At 55.3% G+C, this 25842-nt stretch carries 25 protein-coding genes and 1 pseudogene; 17 read left to right on the top strand and 9 right to left on the bottom strand.

The window, feature by feature from the left end; all coding sequences use genetic code 11:
* Positions 1 to 335 precede the first annotated feature (335 nt).
* From NO362_RS14305 to NO362_RS14295, 3 genes are read left to right on the top strand one after another with little or no spacing between them, the layout of a single operon-like run.
* The gene (locus tag NO362_RS14305; RefSeq protein WP_256546737.1) at positions 336 to 1775 is read left to right on the top strand and encodes a DUF58 domain-containing protein; all 1440 of its coding nucleotides are present in this window, start codon (positions 336 to 338) and stop codon (positions 1773 to 1775) included.
* The gene (locus tag NO362_RS14300) at positions 1775 to 2263 is read left to right on the top strand and encodes a DUF8163 family membrane protein (protein WP_256546736.1); all 489 of its coding nucleotides are present in this window, start codon (positions 1775 to 1777) and stop codon (positions 2261 to 2263) included. Before NO362_RS14305 ends, NO362_RS14300 begins: the two co-directional genes overlap by 1 nt.
* Complete coding sequence (locus tag NO362_RS14295) at positions 2253 to 3140, top strand: DUF7982 domain-containing protein (RefSeq protein ID WP_256546735.1); 888 nt, start codon at positions 2253 to 2255, stop codon at positions 3138 to 3140. Before NO362_RS14300 ends, NO362_RS14295 begins: the two co-directional genes overlap by 11 nt.
* 33 nt (positions 3141 to 3173) lie before the next feature.
* On the opposite strand, the gene NO362_RS14290 is transcribed toward NO362_RS14295, so the two are convergent.
* Positions 3174 to 4250 (bottom strand): hypothetical protein, encoded by a 1077-nt coding sequence (locus tag NO362_RS14290; RefSeq protein ID WP_256546734.1) that lies wholly within the window; start codon positions 4248 to 4250, stop codon positions 3174 to 3176.
* Positions 4251 to 4408: 158 nt separating this feature from the next.
* Here NO362_RS14290 and NO362_RS14285 point away from each other — a divergent pair, with 158 nt between their 5' ends.
* The 4 genes from NO362_RS14285 (at position 4409) to NO362_RS14270 (ending at position 9624) form a co-directional block, all read left to right on the top strand.
* A complete protein-coding gene (locus NO362_RS14285) occupies positions 4409 to 6340 on the top strand; it encodes a PGF-pre-PGF domain-containing protein (protein ID WP_256546733.1) in 1932 nt (643 codons plus the stop codon).
* An 89-nt stretch (positions 6341 to 6429) separates the two neighbouring features.
* On the top strand, positions 6430 to 7170 hold the full coding sequence (locus NO362_RS14280; RefSeq protein ID WP_256546732.1) for an ABC transporter ATP-binding protein: 741 nt from the start codon (positions 6430 to 6432) through the stop codon (positions 7168 to 7170).
* Positions 7171 to 7255: 85 nt separating this feature from the next.
* On the top strand, positions 7256 to 8395 hold the full coding sequence (locus NO362_RS14275) for an FtsX-like permease family protein (protein ID WP_256546731.1): 1140 nt from the start codon (positions 7256 to 7258) through the stop codon (positions 8393 to 8395).
* Positions 8395 to 9624, top strand: a complete 1230-nt coding sequence (locus NO362_RS14270) for an ABC transporter permease (RefSeq protein WP_256546730.1) — start codon at positions 8395 to 8397, stop codon at positions 9622 to 9624. Before NO362_RS14275 ends, NO362_RS14270 begins: the two co-directional genes overlap by 1 nt.
* 64 nt (positions 9625 to 9688) lie before the next feature.
* Here NO362_RS14270 and NO362_RS14265 read toward each other — a convergent pair whose 3' ends face one another.
* Positions 9689 to 10072 carry a PIN domain-containing protein gene (locus NO362_RS14265; RefSeq protein ID WP_256546729.1) on the bottom strand — a complete coding sequence of 128 codons (384 nt, stop codon included), beginning with the start codon at positions 10070 to 10072 and terminating at the stop codon, positions 9689 to 9691.
* 77 nt (positions 10073 to 10149) lie between these two features.
* Here NO362_RS14265 and NO362_RS14260 point away from each other — a divergent pair, with 77 nt between their 5' ends.
* On the top strand, positions 10150 to 11379 hold the full coding sequence (locus tag NO362_RS14260) for an RNA-guided endonuclease InsQ/TnpB family protein (protein ID WP_256546728.1): 1230 nt from the start codon (positions 10150 to 10152) through the stop codon (positions 11377 to 11379).
* Here NO362_RS14260 and NO362_RS14730 read toward each other — a convergent pair.
* From NO362_RS14730 to NO362_RS14630, 3 genes and pseudogenes are all read right to left on the bottom strand, one after another.
* Positions 11360 to 11533, bottom strand: a pseudogene (locus NO362_RS14730) (hypothetical protein); the annotation flags it as partial. The gene NO362_RS14260 and the pseudogene NO362_RS14730 sit on opposite strands and share 20 nt — an antisense overlap.
* Before the next feature lie 123 nt (positions 11534 to 11656).
* Entirely contained in the window at positions 11657 to 12172 is a 516-nt protein-coding gene (locus NO362_RS14255; RefSeq protein ID WP_256546727.1) for a winged helix-turn-helix domain-containing protein, read from the bottom strand.
* A gap of 323 nt (positions 12173 to 12495) precedes the next feature.
* Positions 12496 to 13071, bottom strand: coding sequence for a metal-dependent hydrolase (locus NO362_RS14630; RefSeq protein ID WP_369335109.1), 576 nt, complete (start codon positions 13069 to 13071; stop codon positions 12496 to 12498).
* Positions 13072 to 13225: 154 nt separating this feature from the next.
* On the opposite strand from NO362_RS14630, the gene NO362_RS14250 reads away from it, so the two are divergent.
* The 4 genes from NO362_RS14250 to NO362_RS14235 all read left to right on the top strand — a co-directional run bounded on the left by NO362_RS14250 (position 13226) and on the right by NO362_RS14235 (position 17606).
* On the top strand, positions 13226 to 13501 hold the full coding sequence (locus NO362_RS14250; protein ID WP_256546726.1) for a DUF8044 family membrane protein: 276 nt from the start codon (positions 13226 to 13228) through the stop codon (positions 13499 to 13501).
* A gap of 3 nt (positions 13502 to 13504) precedes the next feature.
* Complete coding sequence (locus NO362_RS14245; protein ID WP_256546725.1) at positions 13505 to 14428, top strand: DUF4350 domain-containing protein; 924 nt, start codon at positions 13505 to 13507, stop codon at positions 14426 to 14428.
* Between the two features lie 27 nt (positions 14429 to 14455).
* The gene (locus tag NO362_RS14240) at positions 14456 to 15427 is read left to right on the top strand and encodes an AAA family ATPase (protein ID WP_256546724.1); all 972 of its coding nucleotides are present in this window, start codon (positions 14456 to 14458) and stop codon (positions 15425 to 15427) included.
* A gap of 67 nt (positions 15428 to 15494) precedes the next feature.
* Positions 15495 to 17606, top strand: coding sequence for an HlyD family secretion protein (locus NO362_RS14235; protein ID WP_256546723.1), 2112 nt, complete (start codon positions 15495 to 15497; stop codon positions 17604 to 17606).
* Positions 17607 to 17665: 59 nt separating this feature from the next.
* Here the strand turns inward: NO362_RS14235 and NO362_RS14230 are convergent, their stop codons facing one another.
* On the bottom strand, positions 17666 to 18307 hold the full coding sequence (locus NO362_RS14230; protein ID WP_256546722.1) for a helix-turn-helix domain-containing protein: 642 nt from the start codon (positions 18305 to 18307) through the stop codon (positions 17666 to 17668).
* A gap of 81 nt (positions 18308 to 18388) precedes the next feature.
* On the opposite strand from NO362_RS14230, the gene NO362_RS14725 reads away from it, so the two are divergent.
* Positions 18389 to 18490 carry a DUF8170 family protein gene (locus NO362_RS14725; protein ID WP_500683728.1) on the top strand — a complete coding sequence of 34 codons (102 nt, stop codon included), beginning with the start codon at positions 18389 to 18391 and terminating at the stop codon, positions 18488 to 18490.
* 1 nt (position 18491) lies between these two features.
* Here NO362_RS14725 and NO362_RS14225 read toward each other — a convergent pair whose 3' ends face one another.
* The gene (locus NO362_RS14225; RefSeq protein WP_256546721.1) at positions 18492 to 19844 is read right to left on the bottom strand and encodes an IS4 family transposase; all 1353 of its coding nucleotides are present in this window, start codon (positions 19842 to 19844) and stop codon (positions 18492 to 18494) included.
* 310 nt (positions 19845 to 20154) lie between these two features.
* On the opposite strand from NO362_RS14225, the gene NO362_RS14220 reads away from it, so the two are divergent.
* Both NO362_RS14220 and NO362_RS14215 read left to right on the top strand, forming a co-directional pair.
* On the top strand, positions 20155 to 20613 hold the full coding sequence (locus NO362_RS14220; RefSeq protein ID WP_256546720.1) for a pyridoxamine 5'-phosphate oxidase family protein: 459 nt from the start codon (positions 20155 to 20157) through the stop codon (positions 20611 to 20613).
* Positions 20614 to 20895: 282 nt separating this feature from the next.
* Positions 20896 to 22437 carry a TrkH family potassium uptake protein gene (locus NO362_RS14215; protein WP_256546719.1) on the top strand — a complete coding sequence of 514 codons (1542 nt, stop codon included), beginning with the start codon at positions 20896 to 20898 and terminating at the stop codon, positions 22435 to 22437.
* A gap of 348 nt (positions 22438 to 22785) precedes the next feature.
* On the opposite strand, the gene NO362_RS14210 is transcribed toward NO362_RS14215, so the two are convergent.
* Both NO362_RS14210 and NO362_RS14205 read right to left on the bottom strand, forming a co-directional pair.
* Positions 22786 to 23094 (bottom strand): hypothetical protein, encoded by a 309-nt coding sequence (locus tag NO362_RS14210; RefSeq protein ID WP_256546718.1) that lies wholly within the window; start codon positions 23092 to 23094, stop codon positions 22786 to 22788.
* Between the two features lie 680 nt (positions 23095 to 23774).
* Positions 23775 to 24518 carry an Lrp/AsnC family transcriptional regulator gene (locus tag NO362_RS14205; RefSeq protein ID WP_256546717.1) on the bottom strand — a complete coding sequence of 248 codons (744 nt, stop codon included), beginning with the start codon at positions 24516 to 24518 and terminating at the stop codon, positions 23775 to 23777.
* Positions 24519 to 24942: 424 nt separating this feature from the next.
* Here NO362_RS14205 and NO362_RS14200 point away from each other — a divergent pair, with 424 nt between their 5' ends.
* Positions 24943 to 25398: a zinc ribbon domain-containing protein gene (locus tag NO362_RS14200; protein WP_256546716.1), complete on the top strand. Its 456-nt coding sequence runs from the start codon at positions 24943 to 24945 to the stop codon at positions 25396 to 25398.
* A 3-nt stretch (positions 25399 to 25401) separates the two neighbouring features.
* Positions 25402 to 25821 (top strand): universal stress protein, encoded by a 420-nt coding sequence (locus NO362_RS14195; RefSeq protein WP_256290696.1) that lies wholly within the window; start codon positions 25402 to 25404, stop codon positions 25819 to 25821.
* Positions 25822 to 25842: the final 21 nt, after the last annotated feature.

The raw sequence follows: 25842 nt of genomic DNA, 5'->3' as shown, positions 1-25842 counted from the left end.
GCGGGACGGAGTGGTGCTGGTGCTGCTGCCTGCGGTATCCTGTGTTCGTTGACGAGCCAGTACTCACCGACTAGTAGTGGAATGGAGCAAAGGGCAAATTCGAGAGGAACTGCCCGATGCCTGTCGTCCTATGGAGTCCGACAGGCAACTCTAGTGAACACTGGCCTGCATATGTGCATTGTGTTCTCAAGAGGACGGTGACAACACCTGAATCCTCTCTCCAATGTACGGTAACAACCAGCCGTCGTACGCCTGTCCTCCCTGCACCCAACTCCAACCTTGATCCAGCCCCCAGAGCAGAATATTCAACTACAGGTACCAGAAATGACACCCCAATGGACCCCACGCGGCGGCTCCAAGCCATCGGCGGACTCATAGTCGCGTTGCTCGGTGGGGCTGTGCTCACGTCGCGACCGCTCATCCTCTTAGGTGCGATAGTACTCCTCGCGGGGGTACTCCTCTTACAGTGGCAAGCAACGAGCGAGTTTCGCACGATCCAAGAGCAACTCGCTGTGGAGGTTGCGGCCGCAGAACACCGCACTGTCCCCGACGGAACACTCCCCGTCACCATCTCGGCGACAGTATCCGAACCAGCCACAACGCCGATCGAGCTCGCGGTCGCATACGGCCCTGGCGTTGCGGGCCCAGAAACGACCCTCACACTCGAACCCGGAGACACCCAGACGAGTACCGTACACGAGGTCGAGTTCCCCGTCGCGGGGCAGTTTGAAATCCCAGCGATCCACTGTCATCTCCAAGACTCGTCCAACGTCGTCACAGAAACGCTTGAGATCAACACGGACACCACGATCACCGTCGAACCACCCGCCCCCACTGATGTCCACATCGGACAGGGTGGCGAGCGTCTGGCCGGCCAGTATGGGGAACATCAATCCACAACAACAGGCAGTGGGATCGAAACCGCTGAACTCCGCCAATACCGGCCCGGAGATAGCGTGGGACAAATTGATTGGAAGGCGACGGCCCGACTGAACGAACCCTACGTTCGCGAGTTCGAGGCTGAAACAGCGCGGCACGTGACGATGCTCGTTGACGCCCGACCCCAACTGTGGGATGGCACACGCGGCCGCTCAAAGCTCGCATATCTGCGTGAGGTGGCGCTCGGATTCGTTGAAATGGCCGAAGCAGCCGCCGATCCGGTCTCCTTGTCTGTAATCGAAGCAGCGGGCCTCCGGATGCAACAGACACCAACGGAAACTGCAGCCCAATATCGACAACTCCGTTGGACACTGCAAAATCTCACACCGGAGCAAGGAACGACTGTCCAAACCTCACGATCGGCACGGCGCGGCCCAGGTGAAGCCGGCGCCATCGCACAGCAATTAGCGGCGCGTGACTCAGCGTTTGCCCGCACACTGCAGCCGTACTTTGCAGAACCAGGCTCCTACATCGAACGCCTTGCTGATGACCCGCTGTTTGAAGCGGTGCGACGAGTCACAGAGGAGCGCGCACAACACACGTGGATGATTCTGTTTACTGATGATACGGATCCGCGCCGGACGGTTGAAGCCGCAAAGATGGCAGCGAAACACGAAGGCGCGGTCACAGTCTTTCTCACCCCATCCGTGTTATTCTCCACTGCACACAGCCGGCCACAGCACTACGACCAATACATCGAATTTGAAGAATTGCGCCGTGAACTGGATTCGATCCCCCGCGTAACTGCCTACGAAGTCGCCCCGGGTGACCGACTTGAATCAGTACTCGCGTCTGGGCGCAGTCGTAGTACCCGCCCAATGGAGGCTGACGACTGATGGCGACCCAAGCAAAGAACCCATTCCCGACCGTTTCGCCCACACGACAGCGTCTTGGACTGTTAACCGCTGGAACCCTCGTTGGTGCCGGTGGCTTATTGGCTGTGCTTGGACCACTGGGAATCGTCATCGCACTCCTCGTTGGCGCCCTCTCGTGGTGGCGCTCCGGACTCCTTGGCATTGTACTCCTTCACGCGGGCGCGTTGATGAGTGCAGGCCTCCCACCGCTGTGGTCAACCGCGGTGCTCGAAACCGCGGCCATACTCCTACTGGTGGCTGAATTTCGCACGTTACGCCAGATACAAGCACTCCTCACTCTCAGCGGTGTCGTGGCACTCGGCGGGGCAGTTGCTCTCGCGATCACCCAAAGCAACGGCATCACGACCGCCGCAGTAACAATCGCCGCAAGCGGTGGCCTACTAATCTACGCAGTGCATCGATATGAGAAATTCCAACTCGGACTCCTCGGAGACACGAATGAGTCATAATGCTGAATTGCAGCGCGACGACGCCACAGATGCATCGGAACCTGACGATGAGCAAAGCGCTGACCCAGAGCAGTTACAGGCGCAAGTTGAAACACTCCAGGCAGAAAACCAGCGCTTACGCGAGCAGTATGCGGCAACCCAACAGCAGACATATCGCTACACTGCCCTAGGACTCGCCGGTGTTGGCCTCCTTGCTGGTGTAGCTGGTGTCATTATCACGCCCGCCCAGCAAGTTCTGTTCGCACTCGCTGGCGTCGGCCTTTTCGCCGCTGTCCTGACGTGGTTTCTCACTCCTGAGCAGTTCATCCCCGTCACAATCGGTCACGCCGTCTATGCACCGCTCGCCACCAATCTCGATGCCGTCGCTGGTGAACTGGGACTGTCGGGCAACCGGATCTATCTGGAACAAGACCAGGAGAGTCGACTCTACATTCCAGAAGGTGAGACGACGGCGATTCCGGATGAACTGGATTCCACGTTCACGATTGGTGAGTCCCCGGAAGAGACTGGCATCTCGCTCCATCCCACGGGACGCCAGCTCGTCGATGAATTCGAGGAATCACATAGCGGGCCGCTGCCAGACACACCGAGTGAGCTGAGTTCGCACTTGGTGGAAGGACTGGTAGAAGGATTGGAGTTGGCTACGGACGTCGACGCGACCGCCGATCCCGACAACCATCACATTATCTTCGAGATCACTGATCCCCAGTTCGGCTCGCTGTCACAGTTCGACCACCCAGTACAGTCCTTCCTCGCGATTGGAATTGCGCGCGGACTCGAGACTCCAGTAACGGTTGAGCGGGTGAGTGTGGGCGACGACGAAGAACAGATGACGGTGCGTTGGGCGGCCTTTTCTGCAAACGACATCGATCAGTGACCTCGGGGGAAAGTCCCGATGCGTTCGCCTTGTCTATCTGTAGACTCGCGTGAGGAGCACGAAACTAGCGAGGGCAACAAAGCCGGCCACAATCCCCAAGCCAGGTGTGGAAGTCGGCGTTGTAGTGGGCGTCGGTGAGGAAGCCGTAATCACGCCGCTATTTTCGGGGGCTGTCGTTGCTGCGGCCGTCGAATCGGCTGTCACTGTCGTCGACGCATTTGACGTTGGTTCGGCGGTTGTCGCTGGCGAAGTTGTGGTCGACGTGGTCGAATGTGTGGCTGTGGTCGTTTCTGACGATGTGGTTGTGGTCGCTGCAGGTTGGCTACCACCGCCACCAGATCCTGTAGAACCAGTTTCAGTTTCCGTCTGTTCGCCGGGAGTCTCTGTTGTCGTGGTACTTTTGATTTCGATCGTATGCGAGTCAGTTACCCCAACGACTTCGTGACGGCCATCAACCGTCGTTGTATTTCGGACGTTCGCATACACACGATACGTACCCAGATCACGATCGCTATCGAGAGTCGCTTCGTACTCGCCATCAGCCGTCTTTTCGGCATCCACTCTTGACACGACAGAGTCCTCGTGTGTGAAGACCACTTCCACTGACTCCGGCTCTGGCATTGCAGTCAACTCGTCGATGGTTACTGTCGCAGAGAGTGACTCGCCTTGCTCTACTGCTGTGGGTGCTGAAAGAGACGCATCCCAGCCCGCCACAACAAGCGGTTGTACGTCTTCTACTTCGTAGCCATTCTCGTTCCAAAGGACGAGAACATACGAGCCAGGATCGGCACTGGACGTATCTACTGAGACAGTCCCACTGCCGGTTTGCTCAGTCCTAGTGAAAATCTCGCGGTCACTGTTGCGTACCTCTACAGGGACGGTTTTTCCCTCGGGGGCCTCGACGTTCGCTGTCAGATCATTATTTACAGCAACCCGAGCGACGGAGCGGATCTGGTGTTCTTCTCCGTCAACAGTAACTGTTCTTTGTTCAGTGTCAACAGATTCTGACGCGTGAATACTATATTCTTCAGCTGCAAAGGCGACAGGGACCGTCGTTAAACCTAAAACTACAAGCAAGATGATAAAAAGAGATTGTATATTTGAATTCATTTCGTCAGTAGCACTCAGACGTCTGCTGAAATGTTTTGTGTATTCACTTAGCCAATACCGTCTGATATCCGTGACTGCGGTGTAAAGTAGGGAGCTAGTAACCCTCCTGACCAGTCGCACGCGAAAATGTTATGTTGTATGGATATCCATTGTGTCCTATGCCAGATAGATTAGGACGTTCCTTCTGGAGCGTCACCGCAGCAATTGTTGCGCTGATGATGTTTACATCAGTGGCAGGTGCTGCGTTTGTTGGCGGAGGTGGGGACGTGTATACCACTATCCCCGAAGGAGAAACATTCGAAGCAACAGACTCGGTGGACGTTTGGGAGAGGTCAGTTTTCTCTCTACGGACGAACGTAAGCCAATCCGGTACCGTTGTTCCGAATAAAAATCTTAAACTCGATGATGGAACGACACCTGCCGTTTTAGAAAAAGAAAAGCTATCTGTATTCGCATCTGGTGAGAATATCAGTCTGACCTTCGATTCCAATGATGTAAACGGAGACACAGACCTCATCATTGCAAAACTGGATCCAGACCAATCGGGTGCGGAACTTGACCAATCGATGGACCGAACCCAGCTTATTCAACAGCTCACCACAGAAAATGCTAATCAAAACGCGACCTTCTACGAGCAGACCGACTTAGATGCGGACAATGAGTTTACCACAACCTATGACCCAGATGGCTCCGGGCACTACGTGTTTATGCTCGAAAAGCCGGATACGGGTGAAGGACTAAACGTCGCTAACAATGAGATTTCTGTCGATAGCCAAACAACGATTGTCGGCGTTGAGGCTGCGATGGTTCAGAAGGCTGCTGGCGACGTCACCACTCCTGATAACGGTAAAATCGAACGTGGAACTAGCGCAGAGTTCGATGTCACTGGAAACTTAGCTGCTGGCGCGGGCGCGACAAACCATTCGCTCGTCCTGTATGACAACTCTACGTTCGAGGATAGTACTACTACGATTACTCTTGATGGTGAACTGAACCGCGACCAGCCGACGGAGAACCTCTCTGTTGACCGCGAGATTGAATACGTCAATGGGGTTGCAAATGTTACTGGGACGGTCTCCGTCGCTGGAATGAGCATCGGCGATGAAGAGCGATCTGGAAATTACACTGTTGCAAGTGTTATTGAGGACGTTGCTGATAGAGCAGATAAGTCTGAACCTGAGACGACTGCTGGATCTAAAACACTTGACGCGTCCGCTGTCGCTGTCAAAAACAAGGATGACAGCACTACCCTGACCATCAAGACGTTCAGCAATTGGTCGACAGGAACCTACCGATATATCTACGCGTCTCAGGGTGACGGTATCAACGACTTCAGTACTGCCACCGGCACTGTCGAAATCGTCAAAGCCGACGATGGTGACGATGGCAACAACAATAACGGTGGCGGTGGCGGCGGTGGCGGTGGCGGCGGTGGCGGCATCGCCCCGCCGGTTGAACCTACGCCGGAACCCGTCTCAAAGACTATTGAAATTGGTCCGGACGGATCCGGCCAAGTGGAACTCTCCGGTGGCTTCGGCGCAACGAGTGTCACGGTGAACGTCCCCGGCGCAACCGGCCAGGTGACGGTTCAGGAACTGTCCGGTCCGCCGGCAGATGCCCCGGCCCCAACTGGGCAGTTCGTGAGCGGCGTAGACATTTCCGCGCCTGACCCATCCGAAGGTGAAACGGCAACAGTGACCGTTGGCGTGTCCCAGTCGCGGCTTGACGAACTCGATGTCTCCGCTGAGGAGTTAGTCATCCAGCACTACCGCGATGGTGCGTGGGAGACGCTCGACACAAGCGCTGAAACCCAGGATGGCGAAGTTATCCTGAGCGCAGAGACGACCGGCTTCTCGCCGTTCGCGGTCACCACCCAAGAGCAGGTGACGACGACCACGCCGACTACGACAACGCAGCCGGACGACACAACAGACACTCCGACAACCGAACCTGGCACGGAAACGCCCGGGCCAGGTTCCGGTGATGGCTTCCCCACGACGTGGCTGATCGTTGTGCTGGTGGTCATCATTGTCGCTGCGGCCGTCCTCTACACGCAGTATGACGGCGGCAACGGCGGCTCGGGACTCTAGAACTGCAAACTTTCGCCGATCGCTTTTTTCGAAGTCCAGGCAACACGACTCGGGACCGTTAAGTAAGCTCCATCTAACACATCAGCTATATGGCTGATGCCGCCTCGATACCGTCCTCCAAACGTACGTCAACGCCGGTCGTGTCGTGCCGTGAGGTGACACGACAATACTCACGTGGTGCTGACTCGCTGTTTTCTGGCCAGTCCCAGCCAACGGTCACGGCTCTCGATGCAATCTCGGTCGATATTCATCCAGGCGAATTCGTCGGGATTGCGGGCCCAAGTGGGAGTGGCAAATCAACGCTCCTCCACTTACTCGCCGGGCTCGATACGCCCACGAACGGCCACGTCACACTCTCTGGAACAGAGACAACGGGCCTCTCAGAACAGCGCCGGGCACGACTTCGCTTAGAAAACGTCGGGATCGTCTTCCAGCACTTCTATTTGCTCCCCTCCATCTCAGCTCGCTCGAATGTGGCCCTCCCCCTCGTCGAACACGGCGTTGGCAAGCGAACGCGGTGGGAAAAGGCGACGGGACTGCTTGAACGGGTTGATCTCGCCGATCGGATGGGACACAAGCCCGGCGAATTGAGCGGTGGCGAGCAACAACGCGTGGCGATTGCACGGGCTCTCGTGACCGACCCTGACGTCGTTATTGCTGACGAGCCAACCGGGGAACTCGATACAGCGACGGGTGAACAGATTATCGAGGTCCTCAGCGAGAGCGCCGACGATCGGGCCGTCATCGTTGCCTCCCACGATGAGCGCGTCCTCGAACAAACAGATCGGGTGATCCGACTCCGCGATGGTCAGATCGTAAACAATGGGTAGGTGGCACCGATATGCGGGCCTCTTGCGCTTAGCCGTCGGTCGCATCACCGGCCGGTTTGCACGCGGCGAAGGCAAACAACTCGCGATGAGCATCCTCGGTGTCGCAGTCGCGATTATGGTGATGGTCACGGTTGGCGGCGTCGCGATCGGCCTTGCGTCACAATCCGCGATCCAAGGTGAAGACGTGGATTATTGGATTGTCCCAGAGGATCGGACAGCATCCTCGATCGCCGTTTCAGTTGAGGGCACTCAACTCGGTGGAACACACGATGTGGCGACCCGGCTCAACCAAGACCCACAGATTGACTATGCCAGTCCAGTCTTACTCCGGGTTGTACAAGTCCGCGCCCCAGCATCGAACACGTCAGAATACGTGATCGCAGCGGGCGTCATTCCGGATGGCACAGATCGAGAAATCTTGGGTGTCTCGACAGCTGCCCTGACGCCAGGTGATCCATATTACGCAAATGGCTCGTATGAAGGCGACTGGACGGGCGAAGTCGTGGCGAGTGAGGCCGCCGCAGAGCTCCTGTCACTAGACACTGGAGAGGAACTCACCCTTCCACGCAAGGATCTCAATCGGTCGCTCCAGGTAGTAAATGTCTCCACAGGTAGTTACTCGACCGGTGCTGGTCCGCTCCCTATCGTTGTCGTACATCAAAGTGAACTTCAAGCGATTACTGGCGCAACGGATGGTGACCCAGCAGATCAAATCCTCGTGAGTACCTCTAGTACTGGCGTCAAATCCCAGATCGAGGCACTCTACCCCCAAACAACCGTGATTACAAAAAGTGGCTTTGCCGGACAGAGTCTTTCGACATCGAGTCTGCCCGTTGCAATTGCGGTGACCGCAGTCCTGACTGCCGTTGTCGTTGGGACGCTCTTTGTTGCAACAATGATGGGCTTAGAACTGCACGCCGACCGAAAGCGACTCGCGGTTTTAACTGCGGTCGGCTATCAAACGAGTTCGCGCGCGTTCCTCGTCGTGGCTGAAACATTCATCCTGACGCTGCTTGGGACCGCTATTGGCATTCTCCTCGGAATCGGTGGGATCGAATTGACGAACCGACTGGCAGCGCAATATCTCGGCGTCCAATCGGTCGCGTCATTTGATCCGCGATTAGTGCTTGCAGCTGGCGTTGTGGCGACTGTCATTGCTGCCGCAGCATCGGTCTATCCGGTCTGGCTGACGCGGCGCGCAGACGTCTTGGAGGTGCTTGGCTAATGTGGCTCATCTCGAAACTGCGGGCTGTCATCGGGATTGCGATCCAGCAACTTCGCCACGACAGAGCCCGTACGATCCTCGCTGTCATTGGGATCTGCTTAGCTGTGCTTTCGATGACGCTGCTTGGGAGTGTTGGATTGGGTGTCATCGAGACTGGCCAAGAGAAATTTGACGCCTCTGGGCGCGATCTCTGGGTTACAGGTGGTGCCGTCCAACTCGCACCCGGGACTGTCGGCGGCTTCGAGAATACGGTCTATGACGCCCACTCGGTTTCGGCGGAGATCGAGCAACGCGATACCGTCAAGACAGCCGTGCCGATGGCCTTCCAGACCGTCTATGTCTCTCCGAATGGCTCGGAGTTTGATACACTCATTGGCACTGGTGCCCCTGCTCGAGGCGGGTCTGTGCAAATCACTGCCGGGCAGGAGTTCTCCTCACGAGACATCCACTATGCGGATGGCACATACAATGGGTCGATGACGCACGAAGTCGTCATCTCTCCCCAGACGGCGGAGCTCTACCACGTCTCCGTCAATGATTCCCTCTATATTGGCGGGACGATCGGGAGTGCCCAGCGGAACGAATTCCGCGTCGTCGGGATTTCGCCCACATTCTCGCAATTCCTGGGGACCCCGACTGTCATCCTACATCTGAGTGAACTGCAGGAAATCACGGGAACGACCGCGAATGATAAGGCGACGATGATCACCGTCGACGTCGCCGACGATGCCGCTGTGGCTGCCGTCGAGTCCGACATCCAAGCGGCCTACCCAGAGTATCAAGTGCGAACGAACCGCGAGCAGCTCCAGGCAACACTTGAACGCCAAGCCGTGCTCATTGCAGCGGGTGGGAGTCTGGTGATCCTTGCGGCGATCGCCGGCATCGCACTCACCACGAACTTACTGCTGTCGTTGGTCTATCAGCAGCGTGAGACGCTGGCTGCCTTACGCGCACAGGGGGCTGCAGCCTCGACACTTGTTGGGGTTGTGGGTACCCAGGCGTTGCTTCTTGGTGTCGGTGGTGGGATTCTCGGCGCAGCGCTGACCGTTCCTGCAATTCAGGTGTTAAATATCGCTGCCGATGCAATCGTCGGCTTTGAGAATGTCGTGAGCATTCAGCCGCGGATCTTGCTTGGTGGGATCGTCATTGCGCTCGTGATCGGAATTGTTGGCGCGCTCACCGCCGGGTGGCGTGTCTCACGTCTCTCACCGCTCGAACAATTGGGGTAAGGCAATAGTGTGGTGTTCTCTCACACACTGTGTCCAACCGTCGAGACCTGCTCTGCCTGATAGGTCAATCGAATTCGGGAACGAAACCCTCGGCAAGTTCATCGGCGAGTTCACCACCGGTGAGCCACCTAATTTGTTCGTCGTCAAACCCGTATTTTGGGAGTAGCGATTCGGCTGCTTCGCCAAGCGGTATATCGTTCGTAACAATGGTGACTTGATCAGTAGTATCAAGCAGCATTTCAAGCGCCAGACCCACAATTTCGGTATCCGCTTTTTCGACGATGTCCTCTGATCGATTGGTGGAATTTGCGATGAACTTCCGTGTCTGATCCATCACATTTGATATATCTGCGTCGGAATAGGACGGACTTTCGGTGACTTTCATCCAAAATACAACGCGGATACCCCGAGGCTTGACCTCGGGGAGGAAGCTGACACTACCCTTCACAAACTACGCTCGATGGCAAGACTGACTCCCCAATTTCAATATGTAGCTTTAAGTATTTATACCATTTCTAATGAAGTATGGAGGTTGTTCGGAACATCCAAGTAAAACTCGACGTTCCCCAAGAGGACTCTAAAGTTCTCGATGAGACGTTCGAGCAGTTCCGACAGGCGGCACAACACGTCGCTGACCACGGGTGGGACGACAACCCCTACAACATCACAGACACCAAGAACACGCTCCACAAAGAGACGTACTCTGACGTTCGTGACGAACTCTCCCTCCAATCCAGCCTCGTTCAATCAGCCCGTAATCTTGCGGCCACCGCACTCGGGAACTGCAAAGACCGCAAGTTCGATGGCGAGAAAGCCGGTAAGCCCGAGTTCCGAGGGAGCGTCGTCGTGTACAACGGCCGAACTATTACGTACAACGACGACCACGTTTCCCTCGCTACGACCGACAAGCGCGTGACCGCTGAATACGTCACACCGGTCAACGAGGAAGGAACGCCGTTCGAGGACTACTGGACTGACGAATGGGAGAAAGCCGAAGCAACGCTCCACAAGCGTGATGGCACGTACTACCTTCACGTCGCTGTGAAGAAAGACGTTGAATCTGATTCTGATTCTTGCGACGAACAATCCGAGAACGGAGTGGTTCTCGGTGTGGATTTGAACGTGGATGGGTACGTCGCCGTTACCAGCACGGGAGCGTTCTTCGGTAACGCAGACTCCCTCAATCACCGACGCAACGAGTACGAGCGTCGGCGTGGCAACCTACAACAGACAGGCACTCGGTCAGCGCACCTCACCATCAAAAGCATCGGGTCACGCTTCGCCCGGTGGAGCGCCGACTACCTCCACCGTATCTCCAAAGCAATCGTTCAAGAGGCTGTGAAGAACGACTGTACGGCGATTGCGTTCGAGAACTTGAAGCATATCAGGAAGCGCATCTCGAATGCCAGTAAGTTTCAGCAGTGGGCATTCAAAGAACTCCAACGTCACGTTGAATACAAGGCTGAAGAATACGGTATCGCCGTGGATGACGTGAATCCCGCGTACACGAGTCAACGGTGCAGCCACGGCGAGTGCGGGTTCACGCACGAAGATAACCGCGACGGTGACGATTTCGAGTGCCTGAAGTGCGGGAAGCAGTTGCACAGCGATTACAACGCCGCTCGGAATATCGGGTGGCGTCTTATCCAGCACTGGCTCAAGTCTGGTGCTGGACGAGCCACGAGTCAACTGGCTCTGAAGTCAGGAACATTGAACGCGAACGGTCGATTCCGACCTACCGAGTTACTCGGTTAGAACGGGAGTCCACTGACAAGCCTCGGGGCTTGATCCCGAGGCAGTTGACCCAGCCCTCTTGTACTGCCACCTCAACAGGAGACCCACTAGAGGTATACGCGTCGGGTGCTGAATCTCCAGTTACCTCGGCGTACACTCGTGGCGAGATACGGAAAACGGTATCACGCTAACGAGCTTCACGGGCGAGTGCTCGAAAACGCGTGCTTTCACGCCGACCGCAACTGATGAGAACCGAGGAATCGATGAAAATGGCCCCGCTTTCGTGCTCCATTCCCGGTCAATCCTCGATGACGGGACGAAGCGCATCCAGAATGATGCCTGCTTCTAAGGGTGCAATCTCTTGTTCACGGGCCATTATTTGATGTGTGACAGAGCCGTCGACGTACTCGTGAGCGTATTCGAGTGCAACAGCGAGCCCATCCAGCCCGTGGCGATCGATGTACGTATCGAGATCGTCGTCCCGTAGCCGACGAGCAATCGCCTCAACTAACTCCGGCGTGATTTGTCGCTTAGCATCGCCTGCGACCAATTGGAGGTCAATTTTGTGCGTCGTATATTCTGCTGGTCGTCCATCATTTGATTGCTCAATGAAGCCAGCGACTTCGAGGTCGTCGACGTATTCGTAGACCGTTCGCTGCGGGAGATCGAGCGTCTCAACGATATCTTGGATCGTCGTTGCTGGGTGATGGTGGATGTAGGTATAGATCCACGCTTTGCGAGGATTCTCAAGGAGTTCAAACACCTCGCCACCAGTGTCGAGTGGGGTATCCCCGTTCGCTTCTCTCGTTGCCATTCCTAATAGCGAGTTGCACGCAAAACGCAATAAAGTTTGTTAGGACGGAGTTGCACCGATACGGGCGGGATCGTGTGCGCAGTGGTTAAAACACGTTGACGTGAGTTCTCTCCGGGTGTCCGCCTGCACCGAAACCCCAGCTAGCTAACTCCAGGGTTAGAGTCCGCGTCGCCGCCAAGCTGTGCGTCCTCGTTGGTTCCGGTTATGTCGAACGACGTAGCTTCGGCTGACACGATGTGATTGGTGCCCGTGATGTTGTGCAATCGCTCGTACGTGTAGCCTGCGGAGCCGCTATACGCGAGATATCCATAGCGCCTCCTGCGTCACTTCTGTGCTTGCGTGTCTTCGGCGGACGTTGAATCGAAACTGGAGTGCGAGCTGAAAAACAGATCTTTGATCCCAGGCATCCCGTCATAGACCCACAGGAGGAGTGTGAATACGCTTAGTGCCACTCCAAACAGCATCATTGGGGTCGGCTCAAGTGAGAGGAAGAACTCGATAAAACTCCGCGAGTGACCTTCAGGGACGTCTGTCAGGGGCCACAGAAGATACCCGAGCGCAAAATAATCCCCGTGGAGCACCGGGCCCAGTCCATCCCCAATGAGGTGGGTACCGTAGCCAATTCCGAAGGCAGTCGTGAGCGCACGCTGGTCGGGATACCGAAAGAGGATCCTAAGAACGAACAGAATGAGGACGAAGCTAAAAAGCGAATGTGCGAGGCTGCGACCATAGGGGAGAAGCGGGATTGTCCACGTGAGTGGTTTATCGATCAGATCTGGAAACTGGGTGCCGAATCCCAACGCGAAGACGGTGAGCCCAATTGGGGGACGACCAAGACGCCACCGCGAATACAACGAATACAGAAGATAACCGACTGCTGCGTGTCCCCAAGGTAGCATTTAGTGACTTGTTAGACCCAGGTCGTATATGAACTTCGCTTGTCGTATCGCATCTATATACCTGCTATTTTGCTGCAAGCAATCCCTACCTAACCCCCGGAACAGAAGACGGCAAAACGACACCTTAGTAAGGGACGGCTAGGCTGGCATAGATATGGCTGTCAAGCAGCGATTGCAGTTCGTTCACGCGACTGTCGCGTGGACGCTCGGCGTGATCCTCATCCTGGCGCTGCTTGAATCGATCTCCTATGAACTCGTCTTTGTGACGTCACTCATTGGTTTTCTCGTGATTACAGAACTCACCGCTCCATTTTCAATCTCGCCAGCGTGGCGGCGCCGACTACTGTATATTATCGGACTTGGACTCGTTGGCTTCGGCTATATCGTGATTCGGCGGATTCTCGAAATCCTCCCCCCAGGAGTGTTCTAACAGATGGACCTTCGAGATCTTGTAACTCCACAGGCCCTCCTGTTGGCGCTTGTTGGGGTGTTGATTGCGGTGATGCTCGTCACCGCGAGTACCTCGGCTGCTGCTTTTAGCGTCTTTAACCCCTCGTGGGATGGCGCCTCTGGAATCCAATCAACGGCCACTGAGGAAGCTATTGAAACCCGCGTTGCGCTCTCGACGGCTGCCTATGGCGATGTGTCGCCTGCTGGCACCACGGCTCTGATCATTGGGCCTGATGAGACCTACACAGAGAGTGAACTCACACAGGTACGGCAGTTCGTTGCTGCGGGTGGGACACTCGTTGTTGCTGATGACTTTGGGAGCGGCAATCAGATTCTGACTGGTATCGGTGCCGAGACCCGCTTTGATCGACGCCTCCTCCGTGATCCACAAAATAACGGCCCCTCTACGGCAATGCCAACGGCGACTGTCGTGCCCAATGCGTCAGAAACCACTAGCGCCGAGACGGTGATGCTAAATTATGGGACGGTTTTGACCGTCGAGAATGCAACTGTCCTCGCCCGAAGCTCGGAGTTCTCCTATCTCGATCGCGACACTGACGGTGAAATCGACGAGAATGAATCGCTCCAATCGTCTCCAGTCATCGCTCGCGAGGAACTCGGCAGTGGGACGGTTATTGTCGTGAGTGATGGGAGCCTGTTCATCAACGCGATGCTTGAGCGGGCTGACAACCAGGCGTTTACGACTGATTTACTCACGGGGTCCGAACTCGTCTTACTGGATAGCACACACACGTCCTCAAGTCCACCACTCCAAGTTGCGCTCGTGACACTCCGAACTAACGCGTGGGCCCAAGTTGCGATCACGCTGTTATTGGGTGTTCTTGGGTATCTCTCGCCGCGGCTGTGGCGACAGCGCAACGCGCTCGTCCCGCAGTCGGGAGATTGACATACCCAACGTGTGTCTCGTCGAGCAATGAGTACGCCGGCCGAGATTTATGACTCGATCCAAGATGAGGTCGAGACAGTCCTCATCGGTAATGAGGAGGTCATCGAAGGGCTCACAATTGCGCTGTTAACGCGTGGCCACGTGCTACTTGAGGGCGTTCCAGGAGTTGCAAAGACAACGATTGCGAACGTCTTCGCCCGGGCGACGGGATTAGACTATACCCGGGTCCAGATGACGCCTGATATTCTCCCAGCAGACGTGACTGGGACGGAAGTCTACCGCCAAGAGAACGGTGAATTCGAGCTCCAGCGTGGGCCTATCTTTTCAAATCTTGTTGTGGCTGATGAGATCAATCGGGCGACGCCGAAGACACAGAGTGCGCTCTTAGAAGCAATGCAGGAGCGACAGGTGACCATTGCTGGCCAGACATTGTCGTTACCGACTCCGTTCGTCGTCGTTGCGACCCAAAACCCGATCGAGATGGAAGGGACCTATGAACTCCCTGAGGCGCAAAAAGACCGGTTTATGCTCAAATATGAACTGGAGTTGCTGCCGACTGAGCTGGAAAAAGATGTGCTTGACCGGTTTGATTCGACACCAGACCTTGGGCCCGAAGATGTCGAGCAAGTTGTGACCACTGATGAGATCATCGCTGGTCGCGAGACCGTTGAAGAGGTCCACGTTAGCGACGTTGTCAAGAACTACCTGCTGGCTATTGTGACTGCCACGCGTGATGCGTCCGAGATCGAGTATGGGGCCTCGACGCGTGGGTCGCTGGCAATGTTGAACGCGAGTAAGGCACGAGCAGCGATTCAGGGCCGCGACTATGTGACGCCGGAAGACGTCCGAGCCCTGGCCGTGATGGTCCTCCAGCATCGGTTGGTGTTAACCACAGAAGCAGAAATGAGTGAACGTCCCGTGGCCGACATCCTCGAAGACCTGATTGAGCAAGTGCCTGTCCCGGAAGCTGAACCAGCAGAACTCACCGTTAGCGATTGACCCAGGAGAGCCACCGCCCTCTCCAGTCGACGGAAGGACATTTATATTATCACGGCAACGTCAGAGTGTGCGTGGAAACCTGGTTGTTGGACTACAGCTCTTCTTTGCGGTCTGTCTGATCTGTAGTGGAAGTGTGGCTGGAGTGGCAGGCCAACCCTCCCAATCTGATACGCAGGTTACTGCGGTCAGTGCTACAACTGGCCCGCTATTCCAGCAGAACGAGACCACAACACCAATTCGGCACAAAGATCCCGACGAGGCAGCGTCAGAGGATGCGACTACTGCTCTTCAGCGGGAACTTGCGGCTCGCCTGAGCCAGCGACTGAGCCAAAGTAGTGTCAATATCAGCCAGGGAGAGTATGAACAGGCCCAAGCAGTACTCGGAGATGATTATTCGGAACTGCTTCAGAAGTACTCCGAGGTTGCGGAGGACAGTGGCGTCGAAACGACAGCTGCAGACTTTGAACAAGCCCAAGAGAAGCAACAATCTCTCTCGACGCAAGTCTCCGAGTATCAACGGACGCAGGAGGCATATCGAGAGGCCAAAGCAGCGGGGAATGACACTCGCGCTCGAAAATTAGCGCGGGAGCTACTCCGAACCCAGAATACGATCCAGCAGAACGCATCGGACCTCAATCAGTCCTATACGGACATCCAGACGACCTTGGGGGTCGATACCTCGGTTGGACAGCAAGAAGTTCGGACTGTCTCTGAGAACATCTCCGAGACACAGGCCCAAATTCGGGACGCAGAATTTACAGACACTCATCTGCGTGCTGAGGCCGTAACGCAGAATGGCTCCTTTAGTGACCCAATCCGTATGTCGGGAACCCTCCAGACAGCCAGTGGTGAGCCCATCGAATCCCAACGCGTCAATATCACCGTCGGAGCACAGACGTATCCCGTAACGACTTCCGACACGGGCTCATTTACGCTCCACTATCGGCCGGTCACACAGCCGCTTGGAACGCATTCTGTGCCGGTTCGATACGAACCGACAACTGCATCGCTGTATCTCGGTGCCGACTCCTCAATTAACGTGTCTCTCACGCAGTCGAGTGCGACGGTGCGCATTCACAATGCCTCACAAAATGTCGGCTTCAACGATCCGGTGTCGCTTCGCGGCCGCGTGACAGCCAATGAAACAGCCGTTGGAGAACTGCCTCTTGTGGTCTCTCTCGGCGGGCAGCCAATAGCACAGATTGCGACCGAACGCAACGGCTCATTCGCTCTCAGTGAGCGGCTCAATGCAACGATTCCGACTGGTGAACGGTCGCTTACAATCACTACACCGTACACGAATCGATCGGTTGCAGTCTCCGAGACAACAGCCTCCGTCCAAATCGTAGGACGGACACCGACGCTCACAGCGACAACGCGTCCACAGGGTAATACCTCAGTCGTGGTTTCGGGACAACTCACTGGCCCCGACGGAACGCCGCTTGCAAATACAACGGTCACAGTCTCCGCTGACGACCACCGTCTCACGGAGACGTCGACGGGCCCGAATGGGACGTATGAACTCGCACTCCAGAGTGACTCCCTACCCGAGAATGCCTCTGCACTGCAGGTTCGCTATGCCGACGCGCAATCCAATCTTGAAGCTGTGACCACGGTTGCGTCGCTTCCGTCTCGATTTGCACCGGCTAATGGTGGGATTCTCACCGCAATACAGCAACAGCCACTCATTACGGTCGCCCTCGTCGGTGCGCTACTCAGTTTCTCCGGTGGCGGGATGTACCTCTATCGCCAACGGCAGTCCGCCCCAGCGCCATCTTCGAGTGATGTCGCATCTGCTGATGAGGAGACACCGGATGCGACACCTGGCGACACAGATACAACTAGTGAACAGGCGCCACCGACACTTGAGTCGGCTGAACGTGCTCTTGCTGATGGACATCCGGATGATGCGGTTGTGCTTGCCTACACAGCAGTTCGTCCACAAGTCGCTACGCAGTATCCGATTGACACCCAATTGACCCACTGGCAGTTTTACAACGCGGCTGTTGCGGCAGGCATCGCTGAAGGCTCTGCACTGGAGTCGCTTACGACTGCATACGAACGTGCCCGCTATGCGGCAGATCCTGTTGGGCTAGACACCGCCGAGGAAGTACTCACCACAGCCGAGGGACTGCAACACTCACTTGAGCAAGACGATGTGTCCGACCCCGACACGTAATATCCCCTACTCACAAGGAACGACCCGCGTCAGCAGTGAGCGAAGTGGGGGAAGGTAGTTTACTGGAACAGTTCGTCGAGCGGGCGGTCGGTGCCGTCTTCGGTAGTAGCAGCCGGGTCGGGTTCGACCGATGGGGCGTCGAACAGCTGGCCACCACCCTGTTTCCGGGCGGTTAGTATCTCATCGAACTCCGATTTCATATCGGAATCGAGCAGTGGCGCGTCGAATGCGCTGGCGACATCGTCAGGCAGCGGCGGGCGAGCTGCGTCTCGGTGGCGCTCGATTTTCTCAGTCAGGTAGAGGTTGTCCTGGAGGGCGCGCAGCACGGGAACGTATCGCAGGTAACTGTACTCGTCGAGCAGGGTAATGCCATAGTAGGTCAATCGCCAGAACTCTCGCGGGTCGTTCTGGTCGGCGTCGTCACCTTCGTAGACGGCTTTCCTCACCAGTTGCTTCTCAGCGAGCCGGTCTAGATGCTCACGAATGGTCGATCGGTTTTTCGGGACGAGGTACACGAACTCGTCCAGAGTGACGAGGTGTTCAGGGTGCCCCAAGATCGCCTGGATTATGTTGTAGCGGGTTTCCTGCGTGATGAAGCGATGTGCACGCCGCTGTTTCTCGAACGGGAGGACGTCTTCACCGCCGAAAGGATCGGTTCTCCCTCCAGGCGGGCGTCGTGGGACCTCTGTACTATCGCTCATACTCATCGTTTCTAGCCGCGGTTATGTAACTGTTCGAGATAGGCAGGTTGGAAAAAATCTAATATCCCAACTTGTATGTGAATGTTTAAGCGATGGGAAGCGATGGAACAGTGCTACCCGTGGACGACACTCGATGAACTGCGCAAACTCGCTGGTGAAATGCCTAGCTCGCATCCGTTCTAGTTTAGTGGCGAGCAAAGCTGAACTCACCCGATTCAACCTGGCTGCGTAGCCGTTGCCTGTGTGGATTTGGATTTCGTGACGCCCACAGCAACAGCTCGTCCAAATCCGGTAGTTCGTAGCCCAACTCAACCATAAGATATAGCTGAATCAGATGAGCGTGCCGCTCCACGGCTAGCGAGCAGCGACGCCGAGGGAGCCGCGACGCCGACTCGTCGGCGTCTGCGGCGGCTTCGGCCTCACGCTGTCTGGCCTCAAGTGACCGCAACTCGTCCACAATTACACGGCTCATCATCAGCGAAATTGCTGCCATGATAACCAGCGCCTCGATAATGTAGGCGTCGGTCGTGTTGATCTCGTCCAAACCGAACCGCGATTTTAACTCCTTGAACAGCAACTCGACTTCCCAGCGCGCCCGATAGAGCTGCGCGATATCGGGCGCGCTATAGTCCTCTTTGCCGAGATTCGTCAGATACAGATGGTACTCGTCGGTCTCCTCGTTGCGCAGGCCGATCAGCCGAAACGTCCGGGTCGCGCTTGCGCCCGACCCTCGTTTGCGATCAAACGAGAGCGTGATGCGGATATCAATCTCCTGTCGCTGCAGGTCGTCAAGGACGGCCTGCAGCGACTCCCCTTCCAGCGGGATACTGTTGCCCCGCCACGTCCGTAGTTCTTCGACGATCTCGAAGTTCGCGTTGTCCTTGACGCGGGAGACGAACCATCCGCCGTTCTGGTCGATTCGGTCGAACAGCCAGAAGTCGTAGAAGCCTAAATCAAGGAGTATGAGGGCGTCAGCTACCCACTCTCCGGTGGGTAGCTGACTCCGTTCATGAGTTGTTCCGTCGGTTGTGCGGAGCCGTGTTGGGAGACCTGTCGAGAGTGACTCGATGAGGTGGAGCTTCAGTTCAGCTTGGTCCTCGCCAGTTGCTGCGTAGACATCAGCGGCGTCCTGGTACAGTGAAACGATAGTCGCGTCGGCAATCAGGACGTCTCGAAAGCGTTCGAGACGTCCGTTCAAGTCGGTTCGTCCAGTATCGAGATTCTCGATAGCGTCATCGAGAATCTCTCGAAGGAGTGCAACGAAGCCCGGTTCGAACCAGTCGTGGAATGCTGCGTAAGAGAGTTTGTCGCAGTCAGCCATCTCGACGTAGCGTTCGAGAAATGCTTGTAGAGAACGGTCTGAGCCGGCAGCGAAGCCAAACGAGAGTGTGTAGAACAGTGCAACGATGTCGAACTTGCGCTGACGTTCGACGAGATTCGTTGCGCGAGCGCGCTCGCGCAACTCATCGGAGGGAAACGCTCTTTGAATCCGGTCAACTACGACTGAATCCGGTGGGCTGTAGGTCATACTTCCCACCGGGTTTCTCAACCGGGTAGTTGCGACGATATCAGATCAACAGACGGCGGTCGGTTGTCGCGTTAAACTAGAACGGATGGCCTAGCTCGGAAAGGCCACAGTGGGAGACTGAGTTCGGAATCAACGAATTCTTCGACGAGTGACCTCGTCGTGTGTCAGCGGATTCTCTGCATTGTCAACTACCTCACTCGACTCGCGCTCCCGCTTCAGTTGAAACCGGCCGGCTTGACCTCCTCCTCCGCGTGGATAGACCCGCAACCAGCCAGTCGGCGAGAAACCTTTAGGCGAGTGGAATGGGATCTCTGATATAGTGAGACGCCTCGACGACACGGAAATCGATGAAGTGCTCATTCGAAATGGCATCGGCGTGCTGGCACTGGTCGACGGCACACAACCGTATGCAATCCCGATTTCCTTCGGCTACGATGCAGAAGAGATGGTCTTTCCGATGCAGTGGGGTGGCGGCTACAGCAGCCGGAAGAGTGAAGCGATCGAATCCAACCCGAACGTCTGTCTCACAGTGTACGAGCAAGACGCAGACGACCCCGCGATCTGGCGGAGTGTCGTTGTGACGGGCGAGATCTACGAGATCGAGGACGCCGACACAGAGCAAGCATACGCCAGCCTAACCGCAAATGCAGAGTTCCCACCAGACCTCGGTGTCTGGGGGATCCCCTTCGAGGACGTTGAGTTCCGCTTGTTTGGGTTGACTCCTGACGAGTGCACCGGACGTGAGTTTGCCACAGAATATGGCGGCTGGGACGGCTGAAATACATCCAACCCGACAGTAACCCTGCTACACAAGAGCGAAGGACTAATTCCTCTGAGTGAGCCAATGGAATCAAGAGTAATTCGGGATGTGGCTCAGACAATCAGAGATTGGGTGCTTACAGGCCCAAATCCAGTGTCGCTCAGGCTCTACACAAAAATACACGTTGATTAGTGAAATTATATTAAAATTTATACATTTTCAAACCTTCAATTTAGCTATAGATATGTGGACAGGAAAGTCGAGTTCATTACTGGATGCAGACAACAAATCAATTGAGTAATGATATCAAGAATACGAGCTGATTGGCGGGCAGCTACTAGTCTAACAGGGAGTGTTATAAAGTGGCTCACCATTCCGTTACTGTTTCCTGTCATACTCTCGCTTTATTATGGCCGTGGGCTCTCGACATTTCTCGCGACGATCGTTATTGCGTTTAGCGTGGGCTGGGGGCTGGAACAGACGCATAACGATCCTGCAGATGCTCTCGGACCGCGCGAAGCGTTCCTTATGGTGGCGCTGACGTGGCTCCTAGTTAGCGTAGTTGGTGCGGTCCCCTACGTGATCGAAGGGGCTTTCACGTCCTATGGGGCGAGTTCGACACTCCGTCTCCCCGTTAACGCGCTGTTCGAGACGATGAGTGGATTCACAACCACGGGGTCCACAGTTATGGGGAGTATCTCCTTCGAGAACCATTCCCGCGCACTGATGATGTGGAGACAGGAGACTCAGTGGCTTGGAGGGATGGGAATCGTCATTCTTGCGATCGCGATTCTCCCAGAACTCTCCGTTGGCGGAGCCCAGCTGATGGATGCGGAAGCTCCCGGCCCTGGACTTGAGAAACTTACCCCCCGAATCGCTGAAACAGCACGCGCACTCTGGGGACTATATGTCGGTCTTACAATCCTCGAAATCGTCGGACTATACGCGTTTCACCGTGTGGGACTAGCCCCCGAGATGACGCTGTACAATGCGATCGCACACGGCTTCACCACGATGCCGACAGGCGGGTTCTCACCGGAAGCCCGATCGATTGAGGCGTTCACCGCAATTGTCCAGTGGTTCATTATTCCGTTTATGATCGCAGCGGGGACGAACTTTGCATTGTTCTGGCATCTCTGGAACCGCGACCTCCAGACCGTGAGGAACGATGTTGAAGTGAAGGGCTATATTGGCGTTATCGGTATCCTCACCGCACTCGTTGCAGGGCTACTATTCACGAATTTGGGGAGCGAGATGCTCACGGGAGGCGTTGAGCCGGCCGTCCGGCATGCCGCCTTTCAGATTGCATCTATCGTCACGACGACTGGCTACGCAAGTATGGACTTCAATCTCTGGGGACAACAGACCAAGTTCGTTCTCTTGTTCGCGATGTTCATTGGCGGCTCAGCGGGGAGTACCGGCGGTAGTATCAAAGTAATCAGGTGGATCGTAATGCTGAAAGCGCTTCGCCGGGAGCTGGTTACTGCGGCCCATCCGGAAGTCGTCAAGCCTGTTCGGCTTGGAAGTCAAGTTATCGATGAGACAGCGATTCGAGGGATTTTCACGTTTACTGTCCTCTATCTCGTTATCTTCGCCCTCGGGACTCTCATAATAATCACCATCGGCATTTCAGGTGAAAGTCTGACAGCGTTCGAAGCGACAAGTGCAGTCGCCGCGACGTTGGGCAACGTCGGGCCGGGCATAGGATTGGTCGGACCGATGAACAGCTTTCTGCCGTTCCCCCGGAGTTCGAAACTCTTGATGGTATTCCTGATGTGGGTGGGCCGACTAGAGATATTCCCTGTCTTTGTACTCCTCACTCGTTCCTATTGGCAGACCTGATGGAACAGGTTCCAACACTCAGTTCCTTCAGACGCTCTGCTGACCCGTGAACACCGAGAATCACCCGATACGACCGCGGCGAGCCCACTATTGACCTCGTTACGCGGGCGGACAGGCCGCCTCCATAGGACGGTTCGGAATCCGCTCCGTTCCGACCGATTCCTACCCGTTAGTAGGGTTGCCTGTCACTTACACGCCAGTATTCTGAAACTCAGAGTGCTGTCGAACGTTGATGCTCTCCCAAGTGACGGCGCGTATCCACGGCGTGAACGCCGTGGTATTGCGCCTGTTCAGCCTATAACACGGTCCACTGCGCCCGTGGTAGTTGACTAGAAACACTCTTGCTGGTCACAGAAGGTGGAGGATAAACTCGATCGACTGTGGGAGAGTAAACCGGAGGGCTGCCCCTCCAGAACCCAATCCGATATAACTCATTAAAATAACGAACTGAGACCGCTGGTCCTCGATACCGGTGAGGAATTTATACAAGATCAGCGAGCCGGTCGCTTGGACGATGAATATCGAGACGATAGCTGCTGAGAGATAAAAATATGGATCACTCTCGATAGATAAAAAGGCATCTGGTGCCAGCGGGCTATTTATGACAGTGAGCACACTGCCGATGAATAGGTAGCCAACCGCCACTGTCCCGGCCATAAGCATCCCTCGGATACCGATGAAGACGGATCTTTTGAGGCCTCTCTCTAGAGCACCCGCAATTCGGGCAGTACGAGATGACGAAGGTTCCATATTACCTTTCCCTTAAGACAGGTAAACTATCGCAAGAGTTGAATCATTTGTTTCTCCAAGCGTTACCTCACTTATCTGCTATTCGAGGCGAAAACCCCGCCCTTTCCGCGAGGCGAGAGTGTTCCGACGCCGAGTCGGAACCAAGGAGTGAACAGGCGGGGACCAAGCGGACACTCTGTGGGAAAAACCACCGGACTGTGGTCGGACTGGGTGACCGACCGAAAGTTTTGCCGTGGCCCACCATACCGGAAACTGCTACGGAATCGGTGAGACGCTGGTCCCCAACAGACAAGGGGCGGTGACGAACGCGGTCTGTTCGTCACACGGCAATGACATCGATTCCGATGGGACCTGCGTGACCGGGCCACAGCCCTACAGCGAGAGAGAAAACGAGAGTTTCGCCGGTCTGCTGCTGGTTCCCTCTGAGTGCGGGTTGGAACCGTCACGTCCTGCTTCGGCAGGCCGGTCATCCAGTGGCCGGATGCCACGGCCTGAAGGACGTGGAGGAGGTCACCGAGTGATTCCCTTCCGAACTTCGGCATCTACTGTGAAGGGATGGGCTTTCGCCTCGCTACCACTGTAACGGATCACTGGCCAGTGAACGTAGTCAACGTCTCTTCAGTAACCCCGGACCGGGAGTGGATTGTAACAAAATCGTTCTCTTTAATCACGGTCTGTCCTGTTGGCGTAATAGTTCCTTCATCACGATTGATTCTGACGACCAACACATCTGAAGGAATGAGTCCCTCTTCGTTCGCTTCTTGGAGCGTCTTTTCCGCAATTGGCGCTTCTTTTCTGACAATAACTTCAATGACATCTGCATCGCCAGCAAGCCCTGCAACACCAGTGACTGGTGATGCCAACTCTTCATCACGAGGGCCGAAGGGAGAATAGGGGCGAAAATACTCTCGGTGGATTAGATCCTCGTCGTCAATCTCGATACCAAGTGATGTAATTTCTTGTGCAATTCGCGTGAGATCGTCGGTATCTGTCCCAACAACTGTAATCCGGAGATCCCCTTTGCCAGACATAATCTCTCGGATATTTATCACGCCTGGTACATCGAGGACTCGTTGTGCCATCTCCTCCCGGTCACGAGATCCCGTACTGCAGACGTAATGGTTTGTGAGCCGTCCTCCAACCTTCTGATAATTAATATCGGTATGATATCCTTGGATTACGCCCGCTTCTTCGAGACGACGAATTCGATTCCGCACAGTCGGCGCTGAAACATCGACTTTCTCCGCGATATCAGGTGCAGATGTGTGGCGGGCCTCCTGCGACAGATAATACAGAATTCGTTCGTCGACGGTATCGATCTGAAGAGACATATTTATACTCCAGGATTAGGTCCGTATCGTCTTTTAAATTACCGTTTGGTGTCTGATTAATTTCTGGCACAGTTTCCGATTCTAGCAAGATTTTGATAGCCAGAAGTCCGCTATACCCGCGATAGAATCCGTAACACACTAGAAGAACGAATAGAAATATTTCTCCGCTTCACCTACTGAATCGTTTGTAAAAGCGGAGAATATTTATCTTATCGTAGTATGGCAACCAATATGGTCTCACAGTTCACGCTTGCTGCAACGTCAATTGAGATCGGTACACGGGCTAGTCCGAGGCACAGAACCATCCGCCAACTTGCTTCCTTAACCGAAAGTACGTCTAAACCGTACTTATGGCAGTACTCATATGGTTTGCGTCGTGCACTAGACAAGCACCAGGCTGCTTTTGAACAATGGTGATGTAAGTATGAGTGATCCGCACGATGAACCAGAGGTACCGGATACCTTACCTGAGGCGCTAATCCAACGGATCGACTCGTTAGAACTCCCTGAGCTGAAAGCCGTTCTCTCGTACGTTGAACGCCGTATTGACGCGCTTCGTGTCCCCATCGAAGAGGAAATTGAGGCGACCGCGGCTGGAGAGGTCCTCCAAATTGAGAACTATGGAGTGTACGCACTCGTGCGTAAGCATCCGCCGAATCCGGATGGTCCTGGAGTTAACACGGATATTGTCTCACTATACCACGTCCACCGAGAACCGCAGCCAGATGGAACAGAATCACTGCACTGGGCGTACCTCGGAGATGTCCATAATTCGGAACAAATTCGCTGTGATTCCTGCGGGGCCCACCTGGATAAAAATGCATCTGTTTGCCCTCATTGTGGCAATAAGCACATCTCCCAGTCTGAGACGGAGGAGTAAGCGATGACAAAGTCACTGACAAAGCGTCTTCTCGTCCCGGTTGTAGACGAAGAGGATGCACGTGAAACGGCCCAGATACTCGATGACTATGACTATGGCCACGTAACCGTCGTCCACGTAATCGAGAAAGGAGAAGGAGTTCCCGACAAGCTCCCTCTCGAACAGGCTGAACAACGGGCTTCGGAGGCATATGGTGCGTTTCGTGGAACCATCCCGGAGATTGACACCGAAACTGCATACCGTCGAGATGTCGTTGCTGCGATCCTCGACGTCGCAGCGGATGTGGATGCCAGCGCTATCGCGTTTCGTCCTCGTGGTGGAAACCGTCTCGTCCAGTTCTTGTCCGGTGACACGGCGCTCAAACTGATCACGGAGGCAGATCTGCCCGTTATTGCACTCCCAGAAGAGACCGAAAACAAATGATCGGAGAGCTAATTTGAATAT

Source organism: Halobellus inordinatus (genome assembly GCF_024498335.1).
In the GTDB taxonomy this organism is placed as follows: Archaea; Halobacteriota; Halobacteria; order Halobacteriales; family Haloferacaceae; genus Haloquadratum; species Haloquadratum inordinatus.
Note: the sequence above shows the minus strand (reverse complement) of the source record. Positions and strands in the feature narration are given on the sequence as shown.

Bases quoted from the DNA above. Each gene is read 5' to 3' on its own strand.
- NO362_RS14275 (WP_256546731.1), top strand. From the start codon at position 7,256: ATGAGCATCCTCGGTGTCGCAGTCGCGATTATGGTGATGGTCACGGTT.
- NO362_RS14250 (WP_256546726.1), top strand. From the start codon at position 13,226: ATGGCTGTCAAGCAGCGATTGCAGTTCGTTCACGCGACTGTCGCGTGG.
- NO362_RS14270 (WP_256546730.1), top strand. From the start codon at position 8,395: ATGTGGCTCATCTCGAAACTGCGGGCTGTCATCGGGATTGCGATCCAG.
- NO362_RS14210 (WP_256546718.1), bottom strand. From the start codon at position 23,094: ATGGCCGGGACAGTGGCGGTTGGCTACCTATTCATCGGCAGTGTGCTC.
- NO362_RS14290 (WP_256546734.1), bottom strand. From the start codon at position 4,250: ATGAATTCAAATATACAATCTCTTTTTATCATCTTGCTTGTAGTTTTA.
- NO362_RS14200 (WP_256546716.1), top strand. From the start codon at position 24,943: ATGAGTGATCCGCACGATGAACCAGAGGTACCGGATACCTTACCTGAG.
- NO362_RS14215 (WP_256546719.1), top strand. From the start codon at position 20,896: ATGATATCAAGAATACGAGCTGATTGGCGGGCAGCTACTAGTCTAACA.
- NO362_RS14725 (WP_500683728.1), top strand. From the start codon at position 18,389: ATGTTTAAGCGATGGGAAGCGATGGAACAGTGCTACCCGTGGACGACA.
- NO362_RS14300 (WP_256546736.1), top strand. From the start codon at position 1,775: ATGGCGACCCAAGCAAAGAACCCATTCCCGACCGTTTCGCCCACACGA.
- NO362_RS14240 (WP_256546724.1), top strand. From the start codon at position 14,456: ATGAGTACGCCGGCCGAGATTTATGACTCGATCCAAGATGAGGTCGAG.
- NO362_RS14205 (WP_256546717.1), bottom strand. From the start codon at position 24,518: ATGTCTCTTCAGATCGATACCGTCGACGAACGAATTCTGTATTATCTG.
- NO362_RS14295 (WP_256546735.1), top strand. From the start codon at position 2,253: ATGAGTCATAATGCTGAATTGCAGCGCGACGACGCCACAGATGCATCG.
- NO362_RS14305 (WP_256546737.1), top strand. From the start codon at position 336: ATGGACCCCACGCGGCGGCTCCAAGCCATCGGCGGACTCATAGTCGCG.
- NO362_RS14245 (WP_256546725.1), top strand. From the start codon at position 13,505: ATGGACCTTCGAGATCTTGTAACTCCACAGGCCCTCCTGTTGGCGCTT.
- NO362_RS14280 (WP_256546732.1), top strand. From the start codon at position 6,430: ATGGCTGATGCCGCCTCGATACCGTCCTCCAAACGTACGTCAACGCCG.
- NO362_RS14630 (WP_369335109.1), bottom strand. From the start codon at position 13,071: ATGCTACCTTGGGGACACGCAGCAGTCGGTTATCTTCTGTATTCGTTG.
- NO362_RS14285 (WP_256546733.1), top strand. From the start codon at position 4,409: ATGCCAGATAGATTAGGACGTTCCTTCTGGAGCGTCACCGCAGCAATT.
- NO362_RS14230 (WP_256546722.1), bottom strand. From the start codon at position 18,307: ATGAGCGATAGTACAGAGGTCCCACGACGCCCGCCTGGAGGGAGAACC.
- NO362_RS14260 (WP_256546728.1), top strand. From the start codon at position 10,150: ATGGAGGTTGTTCGGAACATCCAAGTAAAACTCGACGTTCCCCAAGAG.
- NO362_RS14255 (WP_256546727.1), bottom strand. From the start codon at position 12,172: ATGGCAACGAGAGAAGCGAACGGGGATACCCCACTCGACACTGGTGGC.
- NO362_RS14195 (WP_256290696.1), top strand. From the start codon at position 25,402: ATGACAAAGTCACTGACAAAGCGTCTTCTCGTCCCGGTTGTAGACGAA.